General features: G+C 65.6%; 28 protein-coding genes. 14 read left to right on the plus strand and 14 right to left on the minus strand.

What is annotated here, in order from left to right:
* Nucleotides 1-45: 45 nt before the first annotated feature.
* Together ACS5PJ_RS17380 and ACS5PJ_RS17385 are read left to right on the plus strand one after the other, a co-directional pair.
* Entirely contained in the window at nt 46-798 is a 753-nt protein-coding gene (locus ACS5PJ_RS17380; protein WP_439436112.1) for a GAF domain-containing protein, read from the plus strand.
* Nucleotides 799-808: 10 nt separating this feature from the next.
* Nucleotides 809-1564: an SDR family oxidoreductase gene (locus ACS5PJ_RS17385; protein ID WP_439436113.1), complete on the plus strand. Its 756-nt coding sequence runs from the start codon at nt 809-811 to the stop codon at nt 1562-1564.
* Nucleotides 1565-1572: 8 nt separating this feature from the next.
* Here the strand turns inward: ACS5PJ_RS17385 and ACS5PJ_RS17390 are convergent, their stop codons facing one another.
* On the minus strand, nt 1573-2607 hold the full coding sequence (locus tag ACS5PJ_RS17390; RefSeq protein WP_439436114.1) for a metallophosphoesterase: 1035 nt from the start codon (nt 2605-2607) through the stop codon (nt 1573-1575).
* Nucleotides 2608-2846: 239 nt separating this feature from the next.
* Between ACS5PJ_RS17390 and ACS5PJ_RS17395 the strand changes: the two genes are divergently transcribed.
* Nucleotides 2847-3017 carry a hypothetical protein gene (locus ACS5PJ_RS17395; protein ID WP_439436115.1) on the plus strand — a complete coding sequence of 57 codons (171 nt, stop codon included), beginning with the start codon at nt 2847-2849 and terminating at the stop codon, nt 3015-3017.
* On the opposite strand, the gene ACS5PJ_RS17400 is transcribed toward ACS5PJ_RS17395, so the two are convergent.
* The 5 genes from ACS5PJ_RS17400 to ACS5PJ_RS17420 all read right to left on the minus strand — a co-directional run bounded on the left by ACS5PJ_RS17400 (nt 3014) and on the right by ACS5PJ_RS17420 (nt 7619).
* Complete coding sequence (locus ACS5PJ_RS17400) at nt 3014-4450, minus strand: MinD/ParA family ATP-binding protein (protein WP_439436116.1); 1437 nt, start codon at nt 4448-4450, stop codon at nt 3014-3016. The two genes, ACS5PJ_RS17395 and ACS5PJ_RS17400, sit on opposite strands and share 4 nt — an antisense overlap.
* Before the next feature lie 200 nt (nt 4451-4650).
* Complete coding sequence (locus tag ACS5PJ_RS17405; protein WP_439436117.1) at nt 4651-4788, minus strand: hypothetical protein; 138 nt, start codon at nt 4786-4788, stop codon at nt 4651-4653.
* Between the two features lie 79 nt (nt 4789-4867).
* Entirely contained in the window at nt 4868-5689 is an 822-nt protein-coding gene (locus tag ACS5PJ_RS17410) for a hypothetical protein (RefSeq protein WP_439436118.1), read from the minus strand.
* A 63-nt stretch (nt 5690-5752) separates the two neighbouring features.
* The gene (locus ACS5PJ_RS17415; protein ID WP_439436119.1) at nt 5753-6997 is read right to left on the minus strand and encodes a glycosyltransferase; all 1245 of its coding nucleotides are present in this window, start codon (nt 6995-6997) and stop codon (nt 5753-5755) included.
* Between the two features lie 13 nt (nt 6998-7010).
* Nucleotides 7011-7619 carry a TetR/AcrR family transcriptional regulator gene (locus ACS5PJ_RS17420; RefSeq protein ID WP_439436120.1) on the minus strand — a complete coding sequence of 203 codons (609 nt, stop codon included), beginning with the start codon at nt 7617-7619 and terminating at the stop codon, nt 7011-7013.
* Nucleotides 7620-7721: 102 nt separating this feature from the next.
* Here ACS5PJ_RS17420 and ACS5PJ_RS17425 point away from each other — a divergent pair, with 102 nt between their 5' ends.
* The 6 genes from ACS5PJ_RS17425 (at nt 7722) to ACS5PJ_RS17450 (ending at nt 14774) form a co-directional block, all read left to right on the plus strand.
* Nucleotides 7722-8753 (plus strand): type IV toxin-antitoxin system AbiEi family antitoxin, encoded by a 1032-nt coding sequence (locus ACS5PJ_RS17425; RefSeq protein ID WP_439436121.1) that lies wholly within the window; start codon nt 7722-7724, stop codon nt 8751-8753.
* A complete protein-coding gene (locus tag ACS5PJ_RS17430; RefSeq protein ID WP_439436122.1) occupies nt 8713-9603 on the plus strand; it encodes a hypothetical protein in 891 nt (296 codons plus the stop codon). The genes ACS5PJ_RS17425 and ACS5PJ_RS17430 overlap by 41 nt, the downstream gene beginning before the upstream one ends.
* A gap of 17 nt (nt 9604-9620) precedes the next feature.
* Nucleotides 9621-10856: a multidrug effflux MFS transporter gene (locus ACS5PJ_RS17435; RefSeq protein WP_439436123.1), complete on the plus strand. Its 1236-nt coding sequence runs from the start codon at nt 9621-9623 to the stop codon at nt 10854-10856.
* A 93-nt stretch (nt 10857-10949) separates the two neighbouring features.
* A complete protein-coding gene (locus ACS5PJ_RS17440; protein ID WP_439436124.1) occupies nt 10950-13418 on the plus strand; it encodes a putative bifunctional diguanylate cyclase/phosphodiesterase in 2469 nt (822 codons plus the stop codon).
* Nucleotides 13419-13459: 41 nt separating this feature from the next.
* Nucleotides 13460-13909 (plus strand): SRPBCC family protein, encoded by a 450-nt coding sequence (locus ACS5PJ_RS17445; RefSeq protein WP_439436125.1) that lies wholly within the window; start codon nt 13460-13462, stop codon nt 13907-13909.
* 559 nt (nt 13910-14468) lie between these two features.
* Nucleotides 14469-14774: a hypothetical protein gene (locus ACS5PJ_RS17450; protein ID WP_439436126.1), complete on the plus strand. Its 306-nt coding sequence runs from the start codon at nt 14469-14471 to the stop codon at nt 14772-14774.
* 67 nt (nt 14775-14841) lie between these two features.
* On the opposite strand, the gene ACS5PJ_RS17455 is transcribed toward ACS5PJ_RS17450, so the two are convergent.
* From ACS5PJ_RS17455 to ACS5PJ_RS17470, 4 genes are all read right to left on the minus strand, one after another.
* On the minus strand, nt 14842-15618 hold the full coding sequence (locus ACS5PJ_RS17455; RefSeq protein ID WP_439436127.1) for an ABC transporter permease: 777 nt from the start codon (nt 15616-15618) through the stop codon (nt 14842-14844).
* A gap of 5 nt (nt 15619-15623) precedes the next feature.
* Nucleotides 15624-16367, minus strand: coding sequence for an ABC transporter ATP-binding protein (locus tag ACS5PJ_RS17460; RefSeq protein WP_439436128.1), 744 nt, complete (start codon nt 16365-16367; stop codon nt 15624-15626).
* 26 nt (nt 16368-16393) lie between these two features.
* On the minus strand, nt 16394-17209 hold the full coding sequence (locus tag ACS5PJ_RS17465) for an MBL fold metallo-hydrolase (protein ID WP_439436129.1): 816 nt from the start codon (nt 17207-17209) through the stop codon (nt 16394-16396).
* 79 nt (nt 17210-17288) lie between these two features.
* Complete coding sequence (locus tag ACS5PJ_RS17470) at nt 17289-18149, minus strand: SGNH/GDSL hydrolase family protein (protein WP_439436130.1); 861 nt, start codon at nt 18147-18149, stop codon at nt 17289-17291.
* 74 nt (nt 18150-18223) lie between these two features.
* Between ACS5PJ_RS17470 and ACS5PJ_RS17475 the strand changes: the two genes are divergently transcribed.
* A complete protein-coding gene (locus ACS5PJ_RS17475) occupies nt 18224-18364 on the plus strand; it encodes a hypothetical protein (protein WP_439436131.1) in 141 nt (46 codons plus the stop codon).
* A 17-nt stretch (nt 18365-18381) separates the two neighbouring features.
* On the opposite strand, the gene ACS5PJ_RS17480 is transcribed toward ACS5PJ_RS17475, so the two are convergent.
* A complete protein-coding gene (locus tag ACS5PJ_RS17480; protein ID WP_439436132.1) occupies nt 18382-18813 on the minus strand; it encodes an SRPBCC family protein in 432 nt (143 codons plus the stop codon).
* A gap of 280 nt (nt 18814-19093) precedes the next feature.
* On the opposite strand from ACS5PJ_RS17480, the gene ACS5PJ_RS17485 reads away from it, so the two are divergent.
* From ACS5PJ_RS17485 to ACS5PJ_RS17500, 4 genes are all read left to right on the plus strand, one after another.
* Nucleotides 19094-19243 carry a hypothetical protein gene (locus ACS5PJ_RS17485; RefSeq protein WP_439436133.1) on the plus strand — a complete coding sequence of 50 codons (150 nt, stop codon included), beginning with the start codon at nt 19094-19096 and terminating at the stop codon, nt 19241-19243.
* Nucleotides 19244-19263: 20 nt separating this feature from the next.
* The gene (locus tag ACS5PJ_RS17490) at nt 19264-19518 is read left to right on the plus strand and encodes an ester cyclase (protein WP_439436251.1); all 255 of its coding nucleotides are present in this window, start codon (nt 19264-19266) and stop codon (nt 19516-19518) included.
* Between the two features lie 150 nt (nt 19519-19668).
* Nucleotides 19669-21645: an APC family permease gene (locus ACS5PJ_RS17495; RefSeq protein WP_439436134.1), complete on the plus strand. Its 1977-nt coding sequence runs from the start codon at nt 19669-19671 to the stop codon at nt 21643-21645.
* An 87-nt stretch (nt 21646-21732) separates the two neighbouring features.
* Nucleotides 21733-22707: a hypothetical protein gene (locus tag ACS5PJ_RS17500; RefSeq protein WP_439436135.1), complete on the plus strand. Its 975-nt coding sequence runs from the start codon at nt 21733-21735 to the stop codon at nt 22705-22707.
* A 40-nt stretch (nt 22708-22747) separates the two neighbouring features.
* Here the strand turns inward: ACS5PJ_RS17500 and ACS5PJ_RS17505 are convergent, their stop codons facing one another.
* From ACS5PJ_RS17505 to ACS5PJ_RS17515, 3 genes are all read right to left on the minus strand, one after another.
* Nucleotides 22748-23932 (minus strand): acyltransferase family protein, encoded by a 1185-nt coding sequence (locus ACS5PJ_RS17505; protein ID WP_439436136.1) that lies wholly within the window; start codon nt 23930-23932, stop codon nt 22748-22750.
* Nucleotides 23933-24585: 653 nt separating this feature from the next.
* Complete coding sequence (locus ACS5PJ_RS17510) at nt 24586-25914, minus strand: sensor domain-containing phosphodiesterase (RefSeq protein ID WP_439436137.1); 1329 nt, start codon at nt 25912-25914, stop codon at nt 24586-24588.
* 327 nt (nt 25915-26241) lie between these two features.
* The gene (locus tag ACS5PJ_RS17515) at nt 26242-26658 is read right to left on the minus strand and encodes a DUF7793 family protein (RefSeq protein WP_439436138.1); all 417 of its coding nucleotides are present in this window, start codon (nt 26656-26658) and stop codon (nt 26242-26244) included.
* Between the last annotated feature and the right edge of the window lie 36 nt (nt 26659-26694).

The following is a 26694-nucleotide window of genomic DNA, read 5'->3' on the forward strand; positions in this document are numbered from 1 at the left end:
GCAACCACCAGGACACCCGTGTCCTGATGCCGAAGGTCTGCTCCCATGCCCCCGCGTCTCCCGCTCAACGAATTAACCTTCACTGTTGCCCGCATCAACGGCCTCCTCCTGACCAGGGAAAAGGCTCACCGTGCAGTCGGGCAGCTTACCGAGGGGATCCGCGACGCCCTCCCGCCTGGTTCAGGTGCCGGAGTGTCGTTGCTGGACGATGAAGGCGGGGACGAACACGACGGCGGGACCAGCGTGGGTGCCACGGATGCCGTGGTCCTGGAAGCCGACGCAGCGCAGTATGGACTCCGCCAAGGCCCTTGCCTGACGGCGTGGTCCACGCGGCGCACCGTACTGGTCCGGGACGCGGGCCAAGATGACAGGTGGCCGCTGTGGTCCCGGACCGTCAGCAGTTTGTCCGTCCGCTCGGTAGTCAGTACGCCGCTCACGGTCGGCACCAGGTGCCTGGGGTCACTAAAAATCTACTCACCCCGGCCCGCAGCGTTCGACGCCGCCACCGCCCGGACCCTGGAGAAATTCGCCGTTGCCGCATCAACATTGCTGGACAACGTTCAGGGCTCCGAGGCTCCGCGCCGCTTTTCGGAGATTCTGGGGGCTGCCCTGCACCGCCGGGACGACGCCGGCCGGGCACAAGGGGTCCTGATGCAGCAATACGGTTTCAGTCCGGACCGCGCCCTTGAGGAAATGCTGCTCCGGTCCAGGGCCAGCGGAAAGCCGCTGGTCAGCGTCATAGCGGAAATCCTCACGGGGACCCGCCATGCCTCCCTGCGGAACCCTGACCCGGCATAAACTTCGAAGTATGAAGATCGCTGTCGCAGGGGGAACAGGAACGGTGGGCCGCCATGTGGTCCGGATTGCCAGGGAACGCGGCCACGAGGTGGTCAGCCTGTCGCGCGCCGAGGGCGTGGACCTGGTCAAGGGCAAGGGCCTGTACGAAGCCCTCCAGAACGTGGACGTGGCCATGGATGTGTCCGGCATCCGGGAGTTGTCCACCAAAAAGAACGTGGACTTTTTCACCACCGGCACCCAGAACCTTCTGGCCGCGGAGAAGAAAGCCGGCGTGACGCATCACGTGCTGCTCTCCACCGTGGGCATCGAGAAGGCGCCTTCGAGCATCTACGCCGGAAAGCGCGCGCAGGAGGAAGCCGTCATCCACGGGGACGTGCCCTGGACCATCCTGCGGTCAACACAGTTCCACGAGTTCGTGCCGATGACGCTCGGTTATACGTCGGCCGGTCCGCTGGCCATGGTTCCGCGCATGCTGCTGCAGCCGGTGGCGGCCGCCGAGGTCGCGGAGGCCCTGGTGGACGCGGCGGAGGCGCGACCGCGCGGACGCCTGACTGACCTGGGCGGCCCGGGCAAGGAGCTGCTGGCAAACCTGGCCCGTGCCTACGTCCGCAACACCGGCAAGCGGAAGCTGGTGGTGCAGGTCCCGGTCCCGGGGCCCGTAGGCAAGGCGATGCGCAAGGGTTACCTGCTCCCGGGGCCGGCTGCCGCCGTCGGACGCCAGACGTTCCATCAGTGGCTCCACGCCACGCCCAGCCAGCCTGGGTAAAACGTTCCTCAGCGTTGGATGACAAAGGAGTCGGTAAACCCGGACCCCTGGGCCGGCACGTATTTCGCGTCCATCCGTTGCCTGTTGAGCGTGACATCCAGGACTCCAAATGCCCCGCCGTTGTTGGCCCCGGCCCAGGTTTTGAAGTACCCGGCTTCGGTGTCGTTGCCGTTGACGCCGTGCAAGCCGTAGCCCCCAGTCCCGGCCGTGACGAAGACGGTGCCATTTCCCTGGGCATGGGTGTTGCCGGTGTCGGCCACGCAGTTCCGGTTGAACGTCCCTGCCCAGATATAGCTGCAGCGGTCACCCACCCGGAGCTGGTGGGTCCTTTGGTAGGCGTGCTGGTGGCCGGTGACCACGAGGTCGACGTTTTTGCTGATGAGCATGTTGGTCAGGGCCTCGCCCACGTCGCAGTCATACCGGCCCATGCTGAAGCACAGTTTGTGCATGCCCACTACGGTCCAGGGGATCTTCGCCTCACGGGCGCCGTCGACGGCGGCTTCGGTCCAGGCCAGGCGTTCGCTGCCCTTGGAGTAGTCAAGCTGCACCCCGTCCTGGAAGGTCAGGCCCGGCGAGATCAGGATGAACCGCACCAGGGGCCGGTCCTGGGGAACGTCCACGTACCACTGTTTGCCGTACTCACCCTGAAGCCCCGGAAGCTTGTTGGGCAGGCACCGGGCAAACTTGCTGATGTCCCCGTCACTGCCGTCGCTCTCGTGGTTCCCGGCAATCAGTTCGTAGGGAAACTCCTCGCCGAGCTTTGCGGTGACCATGCCGCAGAATGCCCCCTCGGAGCCTGCCTGGTAGGAGAGGTCCCCTACGGCAAGATTGAGGTCAGGTTTCAGCTCGGCGATTTTGTCGAGCACGTTCCCGGCGGCAGTACCGAGCCCAATATCCCCCGCCGCGGTGAAATGCACCGAGGGTCCGCCGCCTCCTGCGCCGTCCGCGGACGGACTCGCCGGGTCACAGCCTGCGGCACCGAGGCACACCAGGACCGCCGGCACTGCCGCCCTCAGGCAACGCTTCATGAAGGTTGTGGCCAAGGCCTTCCTCTTCCCTCACCAACCCCATTCCGGACCCCACCAGAATGTACTGAGCATACCGCCGTTGCCCCGCGCCGGCCCTACCCTGGATGTACCCCTGCGGCAGTCCCTGCGGATTGCGGAGACCCACAATTTCCCGCGAACTTACTTCCCCGAAACATGGAAATGCGTATTATTCATCCATGTGGACAAAACAGCACCTCACCTATTGCGTCACGTGTGGCAGGAACACCAACCAAGTGACCCACTACCTGAAGGACGACGCCGGCGGCTCACTGACTGCCCACGTCCAGTGCGCTGAGCACACAGAGTCTTCCGTCCACGGTGATGTGGGCGGCGGCCACGCCCTTTACGACAGCCCCCGGCCCGCGATGCGGCTCTCAGACCACCTGGGCACCCAGTCCCTTTAGCGGTACCCGTCCACAATCGCCGCCGCAATCTCCTTGTAGGCCCGCCGCGTTTCCGGCTTCAGAACGTCCAGGGTGACCAGGTCGCCGTCGGCCACGCCGCGGTCGTGCGGGACGGCGATGAGCTGGCGGCAGATCCCGGCGAGGTGTTCCTCGATCGCGTCCTTGTCCACGCGGGAGGAAACCTCGTCCTTGTCCGTGATGACCACGATCGCGTTCCGGGCCAGGTCCTCGTACCCGTGGCTGGCCAGCCAGTGCAGGGTGCTGCGGGCCCGCTTGGCACCTGAGACGGCGTACCCGGCGGCGATCACCAGGTTGTCGGCCGACTGCAGGATCCCGCTCATGGCGTTGTGCGTCACGCCGGTGCCGCAGTCGGTCAGGGCCACGGAGTAGTAGTTGGAGATCAGCTTGCGGATCCGCAGGTACTCGGCAGCGGTGAGCGAGTCCGAGACCTCCGGGTCCTGCTCCCCTGCGATCAGGTGCAGCCGGCCGGCGTGGTGCATGTACCGGGCCAGCGCCGTGAGGGAGTCGATGGATTCGATGTTGTTGAGCAGGTCCGTGATGGTGCGCGGGCTGGACTGCTGGTAGATCCCCTCACCCAGGGCACGTTCCACGAGGTCGCCGGAGTCCGGGTTCGCGTCGATGGCACACGGCGCGTCGCCGCGGAATTCGGCCAGGGTCAGGCCCACGCCCACCGTGGTGGAGGTCTTGCCGATGCCGCCCTTGAGGCTCAGCACCGCGGTGTTATAGCTGCCCTGCAGCTGGCGGGCGATGCGCCGGGCCAGCTCGTCCTCGTCGCGCTGCCTGGCGCCCGGCCCCATGTTCCAGGCCCCGCCCGTCATGGTGTAAATGGCGCCGCGGACCCCGCCCACCGGCCGTGGCTTCTGTTCCCGGACGAACAGTCCCGGCGAGCTGATGAAGTCAGGCATGGGGCTGTCGGCGATGACGTCGGCAGCGGTGGGCCGGACCCGCCGGAACGCCGGTGTTTCCCCTGGAACGGACGACGACGGCGGCGCGGCTTCCACGCCGTCGTCCGCTGTTGTGGAGGTGGCGGGCACCGCGTCGGCCGGCTGGGTCGGGTCGGCTGGCTGACGTGCCTCCGGCACCTCCGCCGTCGGCCCGGCAGCGATGGTGCCGCCCAGCGGCTGGGGTGTCACCGGCGGCCTGGCAGGCCGGCGGGTGGGGGCGGGAACGAAAGCCTGTGTGCCGGCCTGGTCAGCGGCGGCCGCTGCTTCCGCCCAGGAGCTGCGGCGCGGAACCGGTGTACCGCCGTCGGGCGTTTCGGAAAGGTCGGGAGATACGGCTGGCATGGTTCCTGTCCGGGCATCCGTCAGCGGCCCGTCGGCGCGGCGAAGGTCGCGGCGTCGGAGGGGCGCGGGCGGGTGCCCTGCATCGTCTGCAATGGCGCGTGCGTTCTTATCCGCCGGATCTGGCATGTCTGTCCCCCCGGACGTCGGCAACGGTTCTGCGGCACTTACTGAACTGCAAGTCTAGGTGCTTGGCGGAACGGCGGGGTCAGATCCGGGTCAGGGCGGCCACCACAACGCCGGCGGTCAGGAGCAAAAGGACGGCGAGCACGGCGTAGGCCTGCCACTTGGGACGGCCCTTGTGTGGGTTGATATCGACGTACGGCATGTCAGCTTTGGTTACTCCTCGTAGCGGGCACCCGCACTGCCCGCCGCTTGAGCCGCAGCACCTGGTACATGGCGGCGAACGGAATGAGCAAAGTGCCAAGCAGCGCGCAGAGCGCCAGGGCATAGTCAATGAGAGCCACAGCGGCCTCCGTTGGTAGCAGTGATCCCCCATGTGATCAGAAGCCACGGTAGCGGTACGCCACACCTGTGACAAATCACTCAGGCCGTGTCCGTCGGCGAATTCCCGGTTTCCCCGGATCCGGCCGGAATTTTCAGGAGAGCCAGCACCGTCCCCCAGAGAACCATGGCAACACCCCACATCGGCCCATCCATTGCACCGGCCCGCTCCGGGTACGCGAGCATGGCCGCGCCAATATAGGCGGAGGAGACGCTGGTGGCCACCCGCATGAGTGGGCGCCCGGCGGCCCAGAACGTCAGGGCCAGTGCACTCAAGCCCAGGGCGATGCCGGTGGCGCCTTGGACCGGCCAGTGTTCAATGTCCCACGTCAGGTGGCCGGCCTGCGGGTGCAGCCGGGACATGTCGACGGCGTGAGAGGCGTAAAGCAGCCAAAGCGGAACGCCCGCAACGGCCATCAGCAGGTACTGCCAGCTCAGGTCCCAGGCTCTCGGGAAGGGTTCGAAGTATTTCCCGCCAAGCACCAGGAGCAGGGCAAGTGCGGCGGCCAGCAGTGCGGCCACGGGCACCGGCCTGCCGTCCAGACCGAAGATCGAACCGAGCACTAGTGCCCCGATGGCGATGGACAGCAGGACAACCCCGGGCCAGGGCCGGTCCGGCTTCAGGCCGATGCTGGCAAAGGAACCGGCGACGACGAAGGTGAACAGGCTGCCCCAGCTCGCCTCAATCGGAACAGACCATTCATACTGCTGGTCCACCCAGCCCGGCAACGTCATGAGGTCGGCAAGGCCGAAGAGTCCGATCGCAGCTCCTGCCACCATCACCCAGGCCAGGATGCGCACCAAGCGGAGCCTGCGCGGTCCTGACGCCCGGGCTTGGTTGGCAGCGGCTGCTGCGGTAGCCATGGCTCAATGGTGGCCAGCGTGTCCGCACTGGTCAATGGGTAGCGGGTGCCCAATCCCAGCGGCCTAGCGCACCGGGCCGGCTGATGCGGACAACAGGTGCGATTCAATGGCGTCGGCGGCAGCCACAGCTCCGCCGGCCGCCCTGAAGCCTTCGGCCACCCGCCCGGCTCCCGTCCGCATGGCCATCGCCGCCGCAACGGATTTGCGGAGCCGTGCTGGAGAGAGCCTCCGGCGCGGCAGACGGGTGCCCGAGCCGCTGACCTGCACCCGGCGGGCCACCTCCAGCTGGTCACGGCCGAACGGGACCACGCACACCGGAACCCCGTGGGCGAGGGCCTTCTGGGTCGCTCCCATCCCGCCGTGGGTGAGGGCCACCGCGGCGCGGTCCAGGACGGCGTTGTGCGGAAGGAAGGCCTTCACGGTGGCGTTCGCCGGAATGTCCATGCCCGCAGCAACGCCTGCGGGCATGGTGGCCACCACGTGCACCGGTTCATCGCGGAAGGCCTCAAGCGCCGTCCGGACCAGCACGCCGTCGCCCTGGAACTCGGAGGATGTGGTGACCAGGAGGATGGGCTGCCGGATGGCGTCCAGCCAGTCCTCGTTCTTCTGCGGCGGATCCCACGCGGAGGCGCCGATCATGACGACGCCGGGTCCCCAGTCCGTGGCGGCGTATTCGAACGGTTTGGCGGTGGTCACCAGCATCAGCGGCGCCTTGCGCAGGAATTCCTCGGCGGATGCAACGGGCGGTAGCCCCACGTCTGCCCGCAACGCGTTGATGCCTGGCGTCAGTGCCCCCTCCACCGCGCCCAGGACCAGCCTGCGGAGCGCCGCGTCCCGGACTCGGCCGGCGACACCGCCCAGCGGAGGCACACCGGGACCGAACGGCGGCGTACCGGGCGAATGAAGCACGGGGATGTACGGCGAGAAGGACGCCCACGGCCCGCCCCACGCTTCGGCAGCGAAGCAGGCGCCCCAGGCGTTGATGTCCACCAGTGCAGCATCCGGCCGGACGTCATCCACTGCTGCCTTGAACGCGGGGGCGTCGAACCGGCCGCGGGCGGCGAAGGTCTGGGCCGCGGCTGCCAGGCCGCGCCTGGGGCCCCGGACCAGATAGTCGTCATGGGAAATGGCCTCGACGCGGGGATCCAGGGCAACGGCCGTGAATCCGAGGTCCCGCATCAGCCCCACCTTGCTGGCGAGGGTGCGGACGTGCACTTGATGACCGCGGTTCTGCAGTTCCAGGAGCACCGGGGTCATGGGGAAGAGATGCCCGATGGCGGGCGAGGTGTAGGCGAGGATGGTGGACATCAGGTCACGTCCTTTATGAAGGAGCATTCATTGTGAAGGGAGCAAGCATCTCCAGGAGGGCCTGCTCGGTCTGGCGGCGGCTGAGCCCACTGTCGAGGCGGAGCAGCTTCCAGGTGTCGACATCGCAGATGGTCACCAACTGGGCGGTCCGCCGGGTACGGACGGAGCCACGGCGGCTGGGCAGAAACGGCGCGAACGCATGCTCGCACCATTGACGGTGGAAGAGCCGGCCCTCGTCCGCCAGACCCTTGATCGCGGGCAGTCGCTCTTCCTCGGCAAGCATCCTCAGTACGCGGACGCCCATAAGCTCGTAGTGGTCCAGCAGGTTGGCAACGGCCCCGGCGACGTCTCCGGGTGTCACCTTCGCCCTGGCCTGGCGGACCAGGTTGGACTGGCGTTCAGCCGCGGCGGCGAAGAGCTTCTCCTTGTTTCCGAACCGGCGGAGCACGGTCTGGACGGTGACTCCGGACCTTGCAGCCACTTCATCGAGCCGGATCTGGTCCGACGGCTGTTCCCAGAAGATTTCGGTGACGGCATCCAGGATGGCCTCGCCGGTTGCGGCGGCGGACTCGGAACGGGCGCCCATCCGGTAAGGCCGTTTGGTCTCCTCGACCATTTTCATATTAACAACGTTAACTTCAAATTTGCGGGCGTCAAGAGGTAAGCCAGCGTCGTTCAACCGGACTCGTTGTTCAATCTGATTGAACAAACTACAATATTGAACATGGTTCCCAGCGCAGTTTTTACCGAATTTCAAAAGTTATGCCGCCAGCGTGGGTGGGAACTCACAGGCGCTTCCGAACCGCAGCACCAAGCCCCCGCGTTGTCGACCTACCGGGCCAGGCTGGGTCTGGGCACCGCAGAGGTCCTGCTGCACATTGCCGAAGTTGACTCCACCAAGCTGGCAGTCGCGGATGTGCTTTCAATCCTCCAGCATTCCGACTCTGACTTTCTCCTCGCGCGGGCCCTGAACGCCAAAACGTCCGCCCGGCTGAGGGAGCTTGGCGTCAACCACGGAGACCTGCTGGGGCGGCTCACCGTTCATGCAGGGAACGTGGTGCTTGAATTGGACAGAGGTTCCGCGGCGGAACGCGGAATCAACATGTCCGCAGTGTCTCCATCCGGTAGCTCACCACGTGAACGGACGCACCCCCGCCCCGTGGACATCCTCTCTCCAAAGTCTGCCCAACTGGTGTTCGCACTCCTGGCATGGCCGGAACTTCTCCACGCGCCCATGCGGAAAATCGCGGCCACCGCCGGAGTTTCCGTGGGACTGGTGGCACGGACCATGCAGCATCTGCTCCAGGAGGGCAATGTTGACAGCCGGCGGCACTGGACTCCCCGCGGCCGCCGCGAAGTTGCGGCGGCTTGGCTGGCTTCGTATCCTGCCAGGCTGCGTCCTTCATTGGAACTCGACTTTCTGGAGGGGCCACCTCCATCAGCCCTTCAGGCCCCCTACGCAGTGACCAGCGGCGGCGCTGCCGTCCCGGACCTTATAAGCCCTTCAGTTTCCACGCTTTACGTGTCCGAAATCCAGCCGGACCTGATACGGGACAACCGGCTGAGACGGGGCCCACAGCCCAATGTCCGCATCCGGCGGCGCTTCTGGGATGACGCGGCGCCCTGGGGTGCAGACGCCATTAGGGTGGCGCCCCCACTCCTTGTTTACGCAGATCTCCTCACGTCGGACGATCCGAGGGAACGGGAGGTGGCGCATGTTTACTTACAAAAGGAACCTGAACTTCAGTGGCTCTGACCCGGTCATGTTCGAGCCGCTCGTCAGCGTCATCGGATCACTCATTGCGGAAACCTCGATTACTCCGGACCAGTTCATGATTGTCGGTGCCGAGGCCCGGAACCTGCTCCACCGGAGCTTCAATCTTCCTGTCGGCGATCTCAGCACAACGCATGACGTTGACGTGGCACTGGCCATGCTGTCGTGGGATGGCTTTAATCAACTCACCCCCGTGTACAAGCGTATGGCCAGTACAAAATCAGCGATTCGCTTCAACATTGCGCGCGTGCCGGTTGATGTCATCCCCTTCGGCGGGGTGGAAACGGACAAGGGTATTGTCGAGGTTCCAGGCGATGGTCACCTCATCAATGTACTGGGCTACACCGATGCCTTTGCGGCTGCAGACGCGTTCGTCCTACCCGGCGTAGGGAACCTCAAAGTTGTCGCACCGTGGTACTACGTCATCCTGAAGTTGGAAGCCTTGGCTGACAGATCTCAGAATTTCAACTACAAAGACGCTCAGGACATCGGAACGGCGCTTTTTTGGCTTGAAACCAGTGAGGGCGATGCGGCCTGGCTGTATGAGCAGGATCTTGATGCCCTGATCGCCAACGATCTCAAGGTCGACATCACTCTGGCTCATCTTTTCGGGGAACATCTTGCTGGGCTCCTGGACACCCACCAACATCAACGGTTGTTGGAGAAAGTACTGCGCGTTGACGCCCGCGACTTCAGCAGCGAACTGCGCCGCGGGCTGTTTCGCACCAACACATCAGCCAAGAACGATGCAGCACGGGAGCGTTATGAGGCCCTGGTGCGCGGGTTGGCTGACCCCCGTATCCGGAATATTAGAATCAGCAGGCAACCCTAACGCGCCGAAGGAACTCCATGGACTCTCCCCACCACGAGGACCGCTTCCGGTCCCGCCTGAACCTCACGGGGAGCAAGGACCGGATGATCCTGGTGGCGGCGCTGGGGATCCTCAGTGCTGTCAGCCCCATGGCAACGGACATGTACCTGGCGTCCATGCCGCACATGGTGGAGTACTTCCGGACGTCCGCCTCCGCGGTCCAGCTCACCCTGACCGCCTACATGGTGGGCATGGCCGTGGGCCAGTTCCTGCTGGGACCGATCTCCGATGTATTGGGCCGCCACCGGCTGATGGTCGCCGGGAACGTCCTGTTCCTGCTCAGCTCGGTTGCCATCGCCCTCGCGCCCAGCATCGAGGTGGTCCTGGCACTGCGCGCGCTCCAGGGTGCGGCCGGGGCCGCGGGGGTGGTGATTGCCCGGGCCGCGGTCTCGGACATGGCCACCGGGCGGCAGGCTGCCAAGCTCTACTCGATGCTGGCCACCATCACCTCCCTCGCACCGGTGGTGGCACCGCTCCTGGGCGGGGTGATCGCCACCGTGGCACCGTGGCAGGCGGTGTTCTGGGCGCTGACCGGCTTCGGAGCCCTGATGCTGGCAAGCTCAGTGCTTGTGGTCCCGGAAACCCTGCCGCCGCACAAGCGCCACCGCGGCGGCGTCAGTGCCGTGGTGGGTGCGTCCTGGTCGGTGCTGCGCACGCCGTCGTTCATGGCCTATGCGCTGACCTTCGCCTTCACCTTCGGGGCCCTGTTCTCCTACATCTCGGCGTCGTCCTTTGTGGTGCAGAACGTGCTTGGCTACTCTGCACTGGGTTTCTCGGTGATCTTCGCCGTCAACGCGGGCGGGATGATCGTGGGCGCGCTGGTCAACACCAGGCTCGTGGACCGGGTGGAACCCGCGGTGATCCTGCGAACGGCGGTGGTGGTCATGGCCGCTGTCAACGTGGCGGGCCTGGGCCTGATCCTGGCCGGGATCACCGGCTGGACCACCCTGGTGCACCTGTTCCTCACGCAGTTGTGCGTCAGCTTTGTCATGGGCAACACCACCGCACTCGCCCAGGGACGCGTCCCCGGGCGGGCCGGCGCCGGGTCCGCGGTGCTGGGCCTGCTCCAGTTCCTCGTGGGCGGGCTCGTGTCACCGCTGACCGGCGTGGCCGGGGAGCACAGCGCGGTCCCGATGGCGGTGTCCATGGCCGTGTGCTGTGCGCTGGCACTGGGGGCGGTGCTGGTGGGACGCCGGCTGACGGCTTCGAAGTGACTGCCGGCTCTGAGTTAGGGACGCAGGCCGAGGCTTAGAGACAGCGGCCAAGCACCCCTGTTAGCCTGCGACTATGACATCTGGGTTACTGGAATGACACTTGGTGACCACCTGCGCATAGCCGGGGATAACCTCACGCGAAACGGGATTGATGCAGGCCAGGGCCGTGTCATTTATCCTGACGCGCAGACACCTGCCGGCACGGGAGCGATCATCCGGTACGGGACCCTGGCCGACTTCGCCGCCGGCCAGGAGGCCACAGTTCAGGCGCACGGCCAAGCGTACAGCCGCGAAGCAGCCGTACGCCGCGCAAAGCGTGCCATCGGCCACCGCCTGGATGAGCAGGACTCCGGGGGCGCAGGGTTCGTCAGGGGCTGCCTTTTCGACACCAGACCCGAACGGACCAGACAAAACCACGCACCATCAGACGGCGATGGCAGGACGCTCCCGGTCCCGGCTCCTGCGGTAAAAGCACCTGACGGCCGGAAGCGAAGCCTCCGGCGCGAATGGACGGTGGCGTTCGTCCTGATGCTCGCGGCACTCCTGATCGGGGCGGCGGTCACCATCATCGGCGTCAGGACGCTCATGAACGACGTCCAGACAACAACCACCCGGCTCCACCAGGACGCGGACCGGCTCCTGGAACTGCGCTCGGCCCTGGACGCCCACCAACAGGCCGGACTTCGTCTCCTGACCGGGGCCCGGACCGATACTTCCGCGTTCCTCGAACAACAGGCCAGCGTCTCGGACATGTTCGATGATCTGGCCGCAGTCCTCCCGCCCGGCCAGGAGACCGCCGCGGACCTCCGGAAAACCAGGGACGCCTGGCAGGAAAGTCTGCAGGCCCATGACCTGTGGGACAGCCAGGTCCAGCAGCGCCGGGCCATCCCGGAAGGAGGCCCGGCAGAGTTCGCCGATTCCAGCGCAGGGGTCCGCGCACTCCTTGCGGTCACTCAACGGTCGACGCTTAAGAAAATGGACGAGGGTCTTACCGACGCCGCAGGGCTTGAGCAACTGCTGATTTCCGTCCGCGCGGCATACTTCGGCCTGGCGCTGGCCACCACCGCGTACTTTGGCCGGCGGATGCTCAATGACCTGATGAAACCCATCAGGGAGCTCCGTCAGGGTGCTTTGAAGCTTCAATCCGGCGACTACAACCACCGGATCCGGATAGCCCGTCACGACGAGCTCGGCGAACTTGCCGAATCTTTTAATGCGATGGCCGCCTCGGTCCAGGACAGCCACGCGGCCCTGACCTACCGGGCGGGCCATGACACGCTGACGGGGCTGCCAAACCGTGCGGTCCTGACAGAAACCCTGACCCATACGCTCGGGCAGAATGCGGACACGCTTGCTCTGCTGTTCATTGATATAGACAACTTCAAAGCCGTCAATGATTCCCTCGGCCACGCGGGCGGCGATGAGCTTCTGGCTCAGCTCGCCACCCGGCTGACCGGCTGCGTCCGGAGCCATGACCTGGCCGCCCGCCTCGGCGGAGACGAGTTCGCGATCATTGTGCTCGATGAGGACGGGGAAACAAGCAGGGAAACGGCCGAACGCATCCATGACGCCCTGCAGTCCCCATTTTTCATCCGGAATAACAAAGCCACCGTCAGTGTCAGCATGGGTGTCGCCCAGGGACACCGCGGAGGCACAGACGCCCAGGAACTCCTGCGGCAGGCCGACTTCGCAATGTACGTGGCCAAACACGGGGGCAAGGCCCGGTACCAGCTCTTCGATGCTGACGACTACGACCGGATGGCGCACCGCGCAGCCCTTAAGGCCGGCATCGCGGCAGCGGCTGCCGACGGGCAACTTCGCCTTGACTATCAGCCGGTGATCGACCTGCAGACGAACGCCATCGTCGGCCTCGAGGCACTGGTCCGGTGGCAACACCCCTCACTGGGCCTCCTGAAACCAAAAGATTTCATACCGATCGCCGAAGAGACAGGCGAGATAGCAGCCATCGGATCCTGGGTTCTGGAAACAGCGGCACGCCAAGCCTCCAACTGGCGGGCCACTTTCAGTGAGTTCAGCAGCCTGTGGGTGTCGGTCAATCTCTCCGCCCACCAGCTCTCAAGCCACCGGAGTCTCCTGGTCCTCAAGGACATCCTGACCGACAAGGCCAGCGAAGCAGACAAGGTGATCCTGGAAATCACCGAGACAGCCCTCGCCTCGGACATCGACGGCGGGATCGCCGCGCTGTGCATGCTCAAGGAATCAGGTGCACGCATAGCCATCGACGATTTCGGAACGGGATTCTCATCCCTCAGCACCCTGGCGACGCTGCCCGCGGACATCCTGAAGATCGACCGCTCCTTCCTCACGCACGCCGGCCACCCCTCCACCGCCATTCTCGAAGGCATTGTGGGCCTCGCCCACAAACTGGGCCTGGATGTCATCGCAGAGGGCATCGAAGAGCCTGGTCAACTCCAGACACTCCAGAACCTGGGATGCCAAATGGGCCAAGGCTACCTCCTGGGCGGCCCTGCTCCTGCCCAGGCAATCGAAGCGCGGCTCCTCAAAAGCATCGGCGCCGGGTTCTTGGACAGAACTCCCTAAACAGGCTCATCAACTGAAACGCATCAAGCAAGGAGCGGAAAATGCCCAAAGTGGAAACGGTCATCGATACCCCTGTCCCGCCGGAAAGAGTGCGGGACGCCCTGCTGAATTTCGGCCCGCACCGCCCCGAAATCTGGCCCGGCATCCATCAGCCCCTTTACGAGGTTTATGAAATGGGAGACACCTACGCGGACATCAGGGAGGGAAGCAAAGCGCCGGGCGGCCTTGTCTGGGCCAAGGAACACTACGACTGGTCAGATCCCGAATCGGTGACCTGGACCGTGCGCGAGAGCAACTTCTGCGCACCGGGCAGCTATGTGAAAGCCCGGATCAGACCGAACGGGTCAGGCGGCTCACGCATCGACCTGACCTGGAAGCGGACTCCGACCAGCTTCGCGGGACGGGTTGCCGCGCTGCTGATCGTGGCTACACATGGTGCGCCGGTGGTGAGGTCTCTGCGGATGGGCCTGAAGAGGATGGAGGCGAGATAGGCCAGATAGGCCACATGGCCGCCTGAGGCGTCGCGGTGCCCGGGTTCCCTGCCCAGCCCGGGAATGGCAGTAGGCTTCCTAATCCAGGCCAGAATTCAGGCAGGGCTGGGGGACATCCTGTTCCGTGGGAGCGGCTGCCCAGGCCGGCGGTACTGATCATCCCCGGGCTGGACTGCCTGGCCATCGGTCTGTCACGCGAGGCAGGGGACCATTACCTCATCGAAAACCACCGGGGAATCATCACGCTGTTCAGCAGCACGGGTGAGGGGACCACTGCAGAAATCACCCTCCCCGGCGCGGGCACCGAGGCCCTCTCGCTGGCAACCAGCCAGCAGCCAGCAGCCACAGTTGACAGTAAGCATGCTTAGCATTAAAGTCTTCTGGGTGAACGTAGCTGCGCGGACAACGTAATTCGATAGTGGTTGGAAGAATCCGGGGTCATTGCCCACCAACTGCCGCAACCGCGAGCTAGCCCGATTTCACCGCCGTGTTTCCACGGCCGCAGAAGAAGCAACCAATCGAGGACCCTTTACCGGGCCCAAAAAGAGGGAGCAAAACTATGTCATTTACCAAAAAAGCCACCGCAGCAGCCGCCGGAACTCTTTTCCTGCTTGGCGCCGTCGCAGCACCATCACAGGCCGTGGGCAACAACACTCTCAATGACGGCCTGGTCAATGTCACCGTTGGCGATGTCATCGTCAAGGACGCTGTTGATGTCAACGTTGCAGCTGGCGTCGCCGCCATCCTTTGCGATGTCGCTGACATCGGATCCATCGCCGTTCTTGGCGAGGCAGTGGACGCCTCAGGCAACGATGCAACCATCTGTGACACCGCTACGGGCCCTGTCCGTATCGTGAATAACTGATACCTCGCGTCACCAGAAGCAGCTCCGGCCAGACGGCCGGAGCTGCTTTTGTCGTTGTTGCCCTTTTTCAGCCGGAGCTGATTTGCATGCCCTTCCACCATTGGCCGGTAATGGTGATGCCCAGCGCGGAGACCGGAACGCAAAGGAAGAGCTGCAGCGGGTTGACCGTTTCGGCTGCCGCCGCGCCGCCCATGCCCATCCACAGCCCCGGGGCGGCATAGGGGAACCACGCCCCGGCGCCGAAGGCAGTCACCACCTGGGTGATGACCACCAGGAGCACCAGTGCGCCGACGCCGGGTAGGTAGCCGCGGGCCATGCTTGCCACCACCGCGAGGGGACAAGCCAGCAGGGCCGCCAGGACGCCGGCGGCCAACGCCTTGCAGGCGCCCCACAGATCCTCAGGCCCGGGTATGCCCAGACCGATAAGGGCGCCGGCAAGAAAGGCGACCGCTAAGCTGACCAGGCACAGCAGCAGGGCCCAGAGGACGATCACCGAAAACTTCGCGTAGGCAAGCCGCCGCCGGCTGACAGGCAGGGCGAACAGGCAGGCCTGGGTCTTTTCGGTGAACTCGCGCCCGAAGCACCAGCACACCACGAAGCCAACCCCCAGCAGCCCCCCGACGGATTCAAGCATCCCCACCATCGCCAGATATCCGTTCCAGCCAGTACCCGTCAGCATGGCCGCGGCTTTGAGCCCGATCTGGCTGGACCCGTCGGTGGTCGCAGCAACCATGAAGACCGCTGCAAGTACCGGCAGGGCAACGCCGAGCAGTGCAGAGACCGTCCGCACCACCGGCGCGCGCCGGAATTTCAGGGCTTCGAATTCAATGGCCTGCCCGGACATGCCCATCATTGCTCCGGCCCGTGTTCGTTCAGGTCGGACTGCAGCACCAGGTCAAAGAAACGGCGTTCAAGGTCCACAGCCCCCGACTGCAGCGTGCCGATGATCCGTCCCCGGTGGAGCACGCTGATCCTGCTGGCCATCCGCGAGACCTCGTCAAGGTGATGGCTGGAGACCAGGACGGCGGCGCCCCTGTCCCGGCATGCCTCCTGGAGCAGCCGGCGAAGAACGATGACGCCGCGGGGATCCAGTCCGTTGGTCGGTTCGTCCAGGACGAGCACGTCCGGGCCATGGACCAGGGCGGCCGCCAGACCTACACGCTGCCGGTTTCCCAACGACAGGGTCCCGGCGCGTTGATCGGCATACTGCTCCAGGCCCAGATCTGACAACGCCCGTGCTGCGGCGGATCCTGCGCCGTCCTTGCTCATGCCGTGCAGGCGGGCGGAGCAGTACACGTTCTCGCGGGCGGTCAGCTCCGGATAGGCGAACGGGGTCTCAAGCATCTGCCCCACCCGTGACCATTCCTGAGTCCCTGCGCCGGAAACCGGGAGCCCCGCCAGCCGGGGCGAGCCCTGGTCCGGCTTCAGCATTCCCAGCAGGATCCGCATCAACGTCGTCTTTCCGGCGCCGTTCAGCCCTACCAGTGCGTGGATTTCGGACGGCCCCACGTCCAAGGACACATCGTCCAGTACGGGGAGGCCGCCCAGCGCTTTGGACACCCGCTCCGCCTGAATCGCTGCTGCCGGTGCCATCCGGTCCCTCTCCCCTGCTGCAGCGGCTAGTGCAGCGGCCGGGTCTCCTGCAGCCGCTTGATGAACCAGCGCGACTGCTCCGGGCCGTACGGCAGCACCGGGATGGCCTTGGTGGCGTCGGTGGGGGTTTCGCGGATGGACTGCTGGGCCTGGCGGACGGCCGTCGTCATGGTGTTCGCCATGGTCTTGACGAACTGGTCGCTGCAGGTCTCGCCGTGGCCGGGCACCAGGAACTCGTAGCGGTGGCGCAGGGCCGAGATGTGCCGGAGCGAATCGGCCCATTCCTCCGGGTAGGAGTCCTCGAAGGACGGGTGGGCGCCCTGCTCCACGAGGTCGCCCACGAAAAGGGTGGTGGGGCTGCCCACCAGCAGGTCGCCGTCGGTGTGGCCTCGGCCGAGGTAGAAGAGTGTGGCGGTCACGCCGCCCAGGTCCACCAGCACGGGCTGGTCCTTGACGATGGCGTTGGGCACCACCAGTTCCACGTTCTCGCCCTCGCCGGTGGACATCTCCGGCTCCAGCGTTCCCACAAACCGGCGCTGCAGGTCCCCGTGCGCCTCAATCTCGCGCGCACAGTTCTCATGCCCCCAGAACTCCGTGACGCCGTCGGACGCGAACACGGCGTTGCCGAAGAAGTGGTCGTAGTGGGCGTGGGTGTTGACCACAACGAGCGGCAGGTCCGTCTTCTCCCGCACCGCCGCCAGGATCTCTTTCCCCTGCCGCGGCCCGCAGCCGGTATCGATCACCATGGCCCGCTCCGAGCCCACAATCAGGCCGGTATTCAACAGTGAACCTTCGGTGACCAGCACGTAGTTGTCCGCGCCGACGTCGAGCCATTCTGACATTGTTACTCCGTACCTCCGGAAAGCACTTGCGTTCGTCTTGGCCTTTGATTCTACCCACGGGCCCTTCGCGGAGGGCGGCTCATCGGACCAGGGTGTTCCATGCCGCCAGGAACCTGTCGGCAAGATAGCGGTGACCTGCGGTGTTCACGTGGGCGCCGTCGGCGTCGAACCCCGGGCTGTTGGCGGCCGTGAACCAGCCGGCACCGTACGCGTCGATGAACGGGGCGTTGGCGGCTGCGGCTCCCGCACGGACGGCGCTGTTCGCGTCGCGGAGCCGTTCAGCCAGCGGCTGCGGCGCGGAAGGCCCCAGGACAACCACCTGGACGCCCGGCCAGAGCCTGCGGGCCGATTCGATGGTCTCCGTGGTGGCGGACTCGATTTCAGCGGGGTTGTTGGACAAGGCATCGTTCTGTCCGCCTTGGAGAATCAGGAGGTTGGGGACGAAGGCGGGCTCGGTGGCGGCGATTTTCCGCAGCCGGCCACCGTATTCGAGGCCGCGGTCATCCTGCGCGCCGCCGCCCCACGCGAAGCCGGTTCCGCCCACGGCGTCGATGTTGGTAGGGAAGCCGAGCGAGCCGGCCACCAGGTACGCCCAGCCCTGGTCTTGCCGGTCCGCGCCGTCACTCGCCGTGTACGAATCGCCCATGATCAGCAGGACGGGCTTGGCGGGCAGCTGGATTTTCAGTGGCTGGGCCGTGACCGCAGTGGCGGTCGTGGTGGGTGCCGGAGTGGCAATGGCAGAGGGCGCGGCGGAGGCCGTCGCCGAGGCAGTAGCCGCGGCCGAGGTTGCCGTCGTGGTGCTGGCGGCGTCGCTGGTTCCGCGGGTATTCATCAGGGCAAGTGCGGCCACCCCGAAGGCAACCACGGCCAGCACCAGAAGCGCGCCGTAGGTGATCCACCCCTGCCTGGTCACGCCGATGCCCCCACCGTTTCTCTTCACCCGCCAAATCTACCGGCCCGTCACTGTCCACAGGATTTACCTGCACGTAACTTCCGTACCCTTACACTCTGGGTATGGGGACTAAACAACACAAGACCTTCTGCCCGTCATGCGGCAAGGCCACCAACCACGTGACCCGTTACCAGAAGGACGACGGCGGCGGACCGCTGATTGCCACCGTCCGGTGTGCGGAACACGCGGAAGCTGCCGCCTGACTTCAGCTGAGCGGCCTTCAGGATTCCAGAGCGCGCTTGAGATTCTGGACAAAGACCTTGTTTCGGCGCGGGACCATGAACGCCATCATCGGGGTCATGAGCATCTTGAGCCCGCTGAGTCGCATCTCGACATCCCGGGTGAACCGCGTGCCCTCGCTTGCCTGCTCGATCGTGTAGGTGATCCGTGGCTGCAGTCCGGCGAAGTCCGCTCGATATTCCACGCGCGCGCCGGGCTCGACCTTGAGTGCCGTGAACGTGCCGTCCGTCTTGCCCATGAAGGGCTTGAATTTCAGGGCGTACGTCTTGCCGACGAGCGGAACCGGATCCGTCTCGGGAGGCACCGTGGCTATGTCAACATGCCACTTCGGTTCGTTGCGGAGGTCCGCGACATATTGGAAGACCTCGGCTGCCGGCCGGGCGATGACGACACTCTCTGCAGATTTGACCATGACTCCTCCTCGTACTCGGCGCCGGACGAGACCCTGTCTCCGGGTTGATGCGACTTCATCCTACGGCCTATGAGCACGATGGAGGATGGGTGTGGATTGGCGCTGTCAGGGCGGGCCAGGCAGCTGTCGAGATCCGAATCACTATGGTCTGGTGGGTGGACCCCGCATCTGCCGTCACCGAAGCAAAACGTCTAGACTGACCTCCCAGGGACATCCGAACCGCCGGAAGCGGAGTGTGGTTACCCACGGGATTCCCCGTACCCATCAGGAGGGCACGACAGTGGAATCTGATGATAACAAAGCGCTTGTGCGCCGTTCCTACCCCGAAATCGACGCGGGCAACATCGTTGCGATGGACGATCTGGTCGCCGCCGACTACCTTGATCACAACTGCCGTTTCCGGGGCTTTCGGAAGGACGGGAAGGCCTGAAAGAAGCATTCCTCATATTCCTGGAGGCAACACCGGGACGGCATGTGATCGACGACCAGATCGCCCAAGGGGACAAGGTTGTAACCAGGCTCACCGCTACCGGTCGGCATGAGAGGGATCTTCCCGGACCACTCCCAGCCACAGGAGCAGAGCTGCGGGAGACGGCCGTGGCCATCCATCGAGTCGCAGACGGAAAGATCGCCGAGCATTGGTCAAACCGCGACGACCTGGGACTCATGCAGCAGCTCGGCGTGATCCAGCTGCCTGGGACGTAAGAAATCGGCACGAACCTCCCCCCGCGGACAACGGCTGTGGAGGGCGCGTTAAGGATTCGCAAATAAACACCCCTTCCCAGATCCGCCGTGCAGCGCCGGTGTTAGCTTCGGCAGTGGACGCGGTGCACGGCGCAGCGCGGGGAAGACACCATGACCACGTTGAGCAGGCCCCCTGCTGATCACTCCGCGCCCCGGCCACGCGGCGCGCAGGCACTGAAGAACTGGCTGCTGTTCGGGCTGCAGGACGCCAAAGGCACCCATCAGGGCCCCGGCGCCGTCGGCGGTGACAGCCACCACCAGCATCCGTGGTGGCAGGTCATGTGCCTCACCGGCGTGGACTACTTCTCCACCCTGGGCTACCAGCCGGCCATCGCGGCCCTGGCCGCGGGGGTCATCTCGCCCCTGGCAACGCTGGTGCTGGTGGCGGTGACCCTGCTGGGCGCCCTGCCGGTCTACCGGCGCGTTGCCGGCGAAAGCCACCGCGGCGAGGGTTCAATCGCGATGCTTGAGCGCCTGCTGCCCCGCTGGAGCGGCAAACTCTTCGTTCTGGTCCTGCTCGGATTCGCCGCAACGGACTTCATGATCACCATGACCCTCTCCGCGGCCGACGCCACGGCACACCTCATCCAGAACCCCGTGGCCCCGGGCTGGCTGCAGGGCGAGCAGGTCCCGGTCACCCTGTTCCTGCTGGCCCTGCTGGGCGCCGTGTTCCTGCGCGGATTCAAGGAAGCCGTCGGCGTCGCCGTCGTCCTGGTGGTCCTGTACCTCGGCCTGAACGCCGTGGTGGTGGCTGCGACGCTGGTCCAGGTCTTCGGCCACCCGGTTGCCGTCGGCGGCTGGTGGACGGCCCTGCTGACCTCGCATGGGGACCCGCTGATGGCGGTGGCCATCGCGCTGCTTGTTTTCCCGAAGCTGGCGCTGGGACTGTCCGGCTTCGAAACCGGGGTGGCCGTTATGCCCCAGGTCCGGGGGGACGTGGACGACACTGACGACAACCCGGCGGGCCGGATCCGGGGAACCCGGCGGATGCTCACCACCGCCGCGGTGATCATGAGCGGATTCCTGATCACCACCAGCTTCATCACGGTGGTCCTGATCCCGGAGCAGGAGTTCCAGCCCGGCGGCCAGGCGAACGGCCGCGCACTGGCCTACCTCGCCCATGAGTACCTCGGCGTGGGCTTCGGCAGCGTCTACGACCTCAGCACCATCGCCATCCTGTGGTTCGCGGGCGCCTCCGCCATGGCCGGGCTGCTGAACCTGGTGCCCCGGTACCTTCCCCGCTACGGCATGGCCCCGGGATGGGCCAAAGCCGTGCGCCCGCTGGTTCTCGTCTTCACCGCCGTCGGGTTCCTGATCACCTTCCTTTTCAACGCCGACGTCGACGCCCAGGGCGGCGCGTACGCCACCGGCGTCCTGGTGCTGATGACCTCCGCGGCCGTCGCGGTCACCCTCTCGGCCCGCCGCCGGGCCCAGCGCAAACGCACCGTGGGCTTCGGCGCCATCGCCGTGGTCTTTGTGTACACCACGGTGGCCAACATCTTCGAGCGCCCTGAGGGCATCAGGATCGCGGGGATCTTCATCCTGGGCATCGTGGTGATTTCGCTGCTTTCGCGCGTGGGGCGCTCCTTCGAACTGCACGCCACCCGCGTCCATCTGGACCGGCAGGCCCTGGAATTCATGTCCGGCACGCTCGAAGGCCCCATCGCGATCATTGCCCACGAGCCGCTCCGGATGTCGGCGGAGGCGTACCGCGACAAACTTGCGTCAGCTATCGAGGTCAGCCACCTGCCGCTCGGGCAGGAGGCGGTGTTCCTGGAGGTGGTGGTGGACGACTCCTCCGACTTCGAAACAGAACTCCACGTCCAGGGAGTGATCCGCCACGGCTACCGGATCCTCGAAGTCCACGGGCCGGTGGTCCCGAACACCATCGCCTCGGTCCTGCTCCACATCCGGGACGTCACCGGGCTGATGCCCCACATCTACTTCCGCTGGACCGAAGGGAACCCTGTCATCAACCTCGTGAAGTTCCTATTCCTGGGTGAAGGTGAAATCGCCACCGTCACCCGGGAGGTGCTCCGCGAGGCGGTGCCGGACGTCACCAAACGCCCCTGGGTCCACGTGGGCTGACTTCATGGGCACCGCTCCCCATCGCGGCCCCCGCAGCACACACGGCATGATGGTGCTTGTACTTTCGCGTCGAATATTGGGGAACAAGTGAATAACAACCAGCAGCCGGGATGGCCGCAGCAGCCCAGCAACCAGCCGCAGCAGCCGGAGGACGGCCCGGCCTATCCGCCCGTTCCGCCGGCCCCGGGCCACGGACAGGACCACGGGCAGGGCCAGAGCTGGCCGCCTCCGCAGTCCCAGCAGTACGGACAACAGCAGCCGGGCCAGCCCTACGGCCAGCAGCCTTACGGTGACCCGCAGCAGTATGGCCAGCCGTTTGGCCAGGCCCCCCAGTTCACCCAGCCGGCACCCAAGTCCGGCATGCCGGTCTGGGGCTGGGTGGCAGGCGGAGTGGGCGTGGTGGCGGTCATCGCGGTCGCTGGCGTGCTGGCGTTCAACGGCCTCTCCGGCGGAAGCAAGGGGCCGGATGCCGTTCCGGCCCCAGCACCCACAGTCAGCGAATCTGCCGCTGCCCGGGAGTCGGCCGATGCCTCGCCCAGTGCCGGGGCGGACGCCGCAGGCGCCGTCTACCTGTTCGACGAGTCCGATTTCAGCACCCCGCCCGCCTGGACCATCCAGGAGCCCAAGGGCTGGGCCAAGGAAGAGGTCAAGGACGGCATGCTGCGTTACCGGAACGCCGGCCTGCAGTGCACCTTCACCACCTACCAGGCAGTCCTGCAGCCCACCGGGGAAAACGGCGATGAGGCCACCACGGCACTGGTCATGGCCTCGGAGATCGAGGCCGTCAAGAAGTCCGCCGGCAAGCCCGTGGAAGTGGTCAACGACACCGCATCAACCTACGTCAGCCTGCGCGACGGCGGCCAGGACATCGAACTCCAGGAAGCCCGGCTCCGCTTCAAGAACGACAAGGACGTGGACGTCACCTACCGGATGGCGGTCCGTGCCACCGCCAGCAGCAACGGGCTCATGGAGCTCGCCCTGGCATGCCCCGGCAGCCTTGCCACCGAGGCGGAGCTGTGGCTGGAACTGACCGACGGCGTCCGCATGGTCGACGCGCCGTAGCCGGCACGTCTCCGGACAGCCATCGCCCCAGCCCCTCCGATTAACCCTGCCTCGCGTCCCGCTGCGGCACGCCGTCGCCGGGCTCCAGCTTCCTGGTGGCCCAGGTCCGGAGGGGCCGTTCCACCAACCGGAATGACAGCCACGCCATCAGCACCGTCAGGGCTGCCGCCAGCGGCACGCGGAGCCACAGGGACGGGACCAGCGGGATCAGCAGGAGGTAGACAGGCAGGTGCCACAGGTACGCGGCGTAGGACAGGTCGCGGCCGGGGTTGGCAAGCCAGGGGTGGCTCAGGATTCTTGAGGCAGGGCCGGCCGGCCGGAGTACAAGCGAGCCGATGACCACCGCGGACAGCAGCGCCAACGCCGTGGGGCCCGCAGACCAGAAGACACTAAACCACGCACTGGGGGTACCCGGCTCTTTCAGTGCAAACACCGCGGCCACCAGGGCGAGCCCCGCGAGCGGACCGGCCCAGCGGGCTCCGGCCTGCAGGGCTGAGTGGACCCGGGAACCGTGGCTGACCGACGCAAACACCAGGGCCAGGGTGCACCCCAGCAGCAGTTGGTCGGCCCGCGTGTCCGGCCCGTTGTACAGCCGGGCCAGCGGCGCCCCGCCGGATACCAGGAGGGACCGAGAAACCAGGAACCCGGCAGCCAGGACGGCAGTCAGCCAGGCGACGGTGCGGACTTTCCAGAACCGCAGCATGACCAGCAGGAGGACCGGCCAGACCAGGTAGAACTGCTCCTCGACGGCCAGGGTCCAGGTGGGGCTCAGCGCGTTGCCGCCGGTGGAGGAACCGAAGGCGCCGAAGTTCGTCAGGTTCATCACGTAGGCGGCCGCCGGGATGGCATTGGCTTCCTGGCCGCCCCACCCTGACCGGGGAAAGACCAGGCCCACGGTCACCACGACTGTGCAGACCGCCAGCAGCGCGGGCCAGAGACGGGCGAGCCGCTTGGCGTAGAAAACGCCCAGGCGCAGCCGGCCGGTGGCCTGGTACTCCTTCATGATGAGCAGGGTGATCACGAAGCCGCTGAGCGTGAAGAAAACGTCGACGCCGATGGACCCGCCGGGGGTCAGTTCCGTCACCGTATGAAAGAGGAAGACCATCGCTACCGCCACGGTCCGCAGCCCGTCGAGGGCGTGTTTCCGCCCCGAAATGAGCCCGTTTTCGGGCGCAACAGGGCGTTCCAGAGTTGTTAAAGTTCCGCTACTTGACCAAGAATTCACCCATCCAGCTTACATAACGTTTCTATAACCCCGCTGGGCGCAGGCTGGATGAACCCTTGGTAAGCGGCCTTGGCCCCGTGCGGTGGTCCGCAGAATTCCCCCGGTGCGGGGTAAGAATTGGGCCATGCCAACGCTTAAGCAGATGAGGCTCCGGTACGCCGGGGCATGTCAGGTGTGCGGTGCCGCGCTTCCCCGTGCCAAGGCCAAGGCCAAGGCCGAGGAGAGACTCCACGATAAGTGGGGTCGATTAGGTGGCCTCGCCGTCGTACTCGCTGAAGAGCATCGACCCTATCGCCATCAGGCCCGGTGGAATCTGGGTGATCGATGCCAAGCGGTACAAGGGACGGCCTGAACTGACGATCGAGGGTGGCATCCTTCGCCCACGCGTTGAGAAGCTCCTCGTTGGCCGGCGTGATTGCACAAAACTGGTCGACGGGGTGCTCAAACAGGTCGACGTTGTGCGCGACCTCGTCGGGGATGTGCCCGTCACCGGGGCGCTGTGCTTCGTCGAAGCCGACTGCCCCTCATCGGGGGTGCATTCACGACGAGGGGCACTCACGTACTCTGGCCGAAGCGACTGGCCAAAGTGCTTGCCGAGGAGACAACCGGCAGCGTTGATGTTGCCGCGATGCGTAAGTTGTTAGCCTCGCGGTTCAAATCCTCGTGACGTCCCAGTCGACGTTTATTCTGGGGCGGCCAAGAAAAAAGCCTTGACCGGAGGTCATGCCGAGGTTCCGGACGGCGGTGAGTTCAGCGTCTGTTTCTATTCCTTCGGCGATGATTGTGGCACCGATCTGGTTGGCAAACTCGACCATCGCGGCGCCGAGGGCCTGCTTTCCGCGGTTGTTGTCTATGCCGGCGATGAGGCTCCGGTCCAGCTTGATGATGTCAGGCCTGAGCTGGAGGATGTGGCGCATGGAGGAGAATCCGGACCCGGCGTCATCGACCGCTATCCTTAGGCCGCCCTCCCGCAGGGGGCTGAGAGCGGCCAGCAGGGGCGCGTAGTCGTCCACCGGCAGGCGCTCCGTCAGTTCCAGAACCATTCGGTCAAGGGCTAATCCTGATTCTTTCAGGTAGCCAGGCAGCCGGGGGTCAAGGCAGGTTTCGGGGGACAGATTAAGGGCCACGGTGAGGTGACGGGGCAGGCGGACGGCGTCGTCCAGCGCCGCTTCCAGGGCAGCAAATTCGAGTTCGTCGCCCAGGCCCACACTGGTTGCCTCGTTGAACCATTGGTCCGGGCTCCGGTCATCGTGGTCCGGAAAGCGTGCCAGGGCTTCGACGCCCGTGATACTTCCGGTTTCGAGCTCGCAGACGGGCTGGAAGGCTGTGAGGATCATCCCGTTCCTGACCGTGGTGTCTATGCGGTCCCTGAGGCGTTCTTTGAGAATGGTCCGGATGGTCTGGCCTGGCAGCATCCGGCTAATGCCTTCCGAACCCAGCCGGGTTCCGTCCGGGAGCCGACGCGATTTACCCGATGCTTCCATCCAGACCGGCGTTCCGTCGCGGTGTCGGAGGGCGAGGATGATGCCGGCCCACTCTGTCGTGTGGCCATCGAGCGCCTCGGCGATGTTTTGTCGTGCGCTGGCGAGGTCGTCGTCGTCGACCAGCATGGTGATGTGTTTGCCTACCAGGTCTGCGGGGTCATAGCCGAGCAGGGAGGATGATGCCCGGCTCGAAAAGGTGAAAATCCCGTTGTCGTCCACGGCCCAGAGCCACTCGTCGCCGGCGCCGGCGACTGTTTCCAGCAGCCCTGAGAGGAACCTGCCGTGGTCGCGTTGCCGGCCTTGGGTACGGCAACCACGTACAGCGGTGCAGGCTGCGATCAGGATGAGTCCCGCGGCGGCGGATCCAAGGACGATGGCGGCTGCAGGGGAGTCGGGGTACTCGGGACCGCCTGGATGCATCCCTGCGGCGATCGCCAGGGCGAATGCGATCTGGACACACAGGACGCAGAGGAGAAGGTGGCCTCCGATGAAGGACATGATGTCTGTGCGTCGGAGCGTTTCGTTCCGCATTTTCCGGCGAGCTCGTGGGCCGAGCCCGGTCGCCGGCGTCGGGCGGGGTGAACCCAGACCTAACAGGGTGCGGGGGCTTCCACTGATCTCGCGGGACACAGTTTGTTCTCCTTCGTCTACGACGGCGGGCGGCGACAGCGGCACCACCCGCTGACTCTTAGACGCTAACAGTGGGCCCACGGGATTTGTCCGTTCCTTGGAATAATCTGTGAAAAGCCTCGGACCAGGACGGAACACTGGCCAAACACGGCGGTAAATCTGCGCATTTACGGAGACAGGGAGGGGCTGCCCAACTTAGGCACGGGATTTTCCTGCGCCGGACGCTGGTGGCCGCTTCTCTGCCCCGGCCGGTGTCTTAAGCCATGCCATGGCGTCGGTGGCCGAGGTGAAAAATCTGGTCGGGCAGGCAGGCCGGTGCCGGGCCAGGTAAAAGACGAGGATGACATGGTCCACAGGCGAAGTACCGACGACGGCAACGCGGGTCAGTGGCCACCTTCCGGCGAAGGCATCCCGCGCCTTGGAACCCAGTCCCTCCATCCAGTGCATGTCGACCAGCAGGGGACGGCGGCGTCCGGAACACAGGACGCTGACGTCCGCCATCACGTCGCGGACGTCCGCCTCTGTCACCACTGCACCACGGGTCCAGCGCAGATGAACGATGCCTCCGCGCAGTTCCACCGCCCGTTCCCTGTCAACTGCTTGGTTCCTCACACAGCCTCCCCCGACCGATCCCCTGACCAGCCGCGG

The organism is Pseudarthrobacter cremeus, assembly GCF_051857465.1.
Lineage (GTDB): Bacteria > Actinomycetota > Actinomycetes > Actinomycetales > Micrococcaceae > Arthrobacter.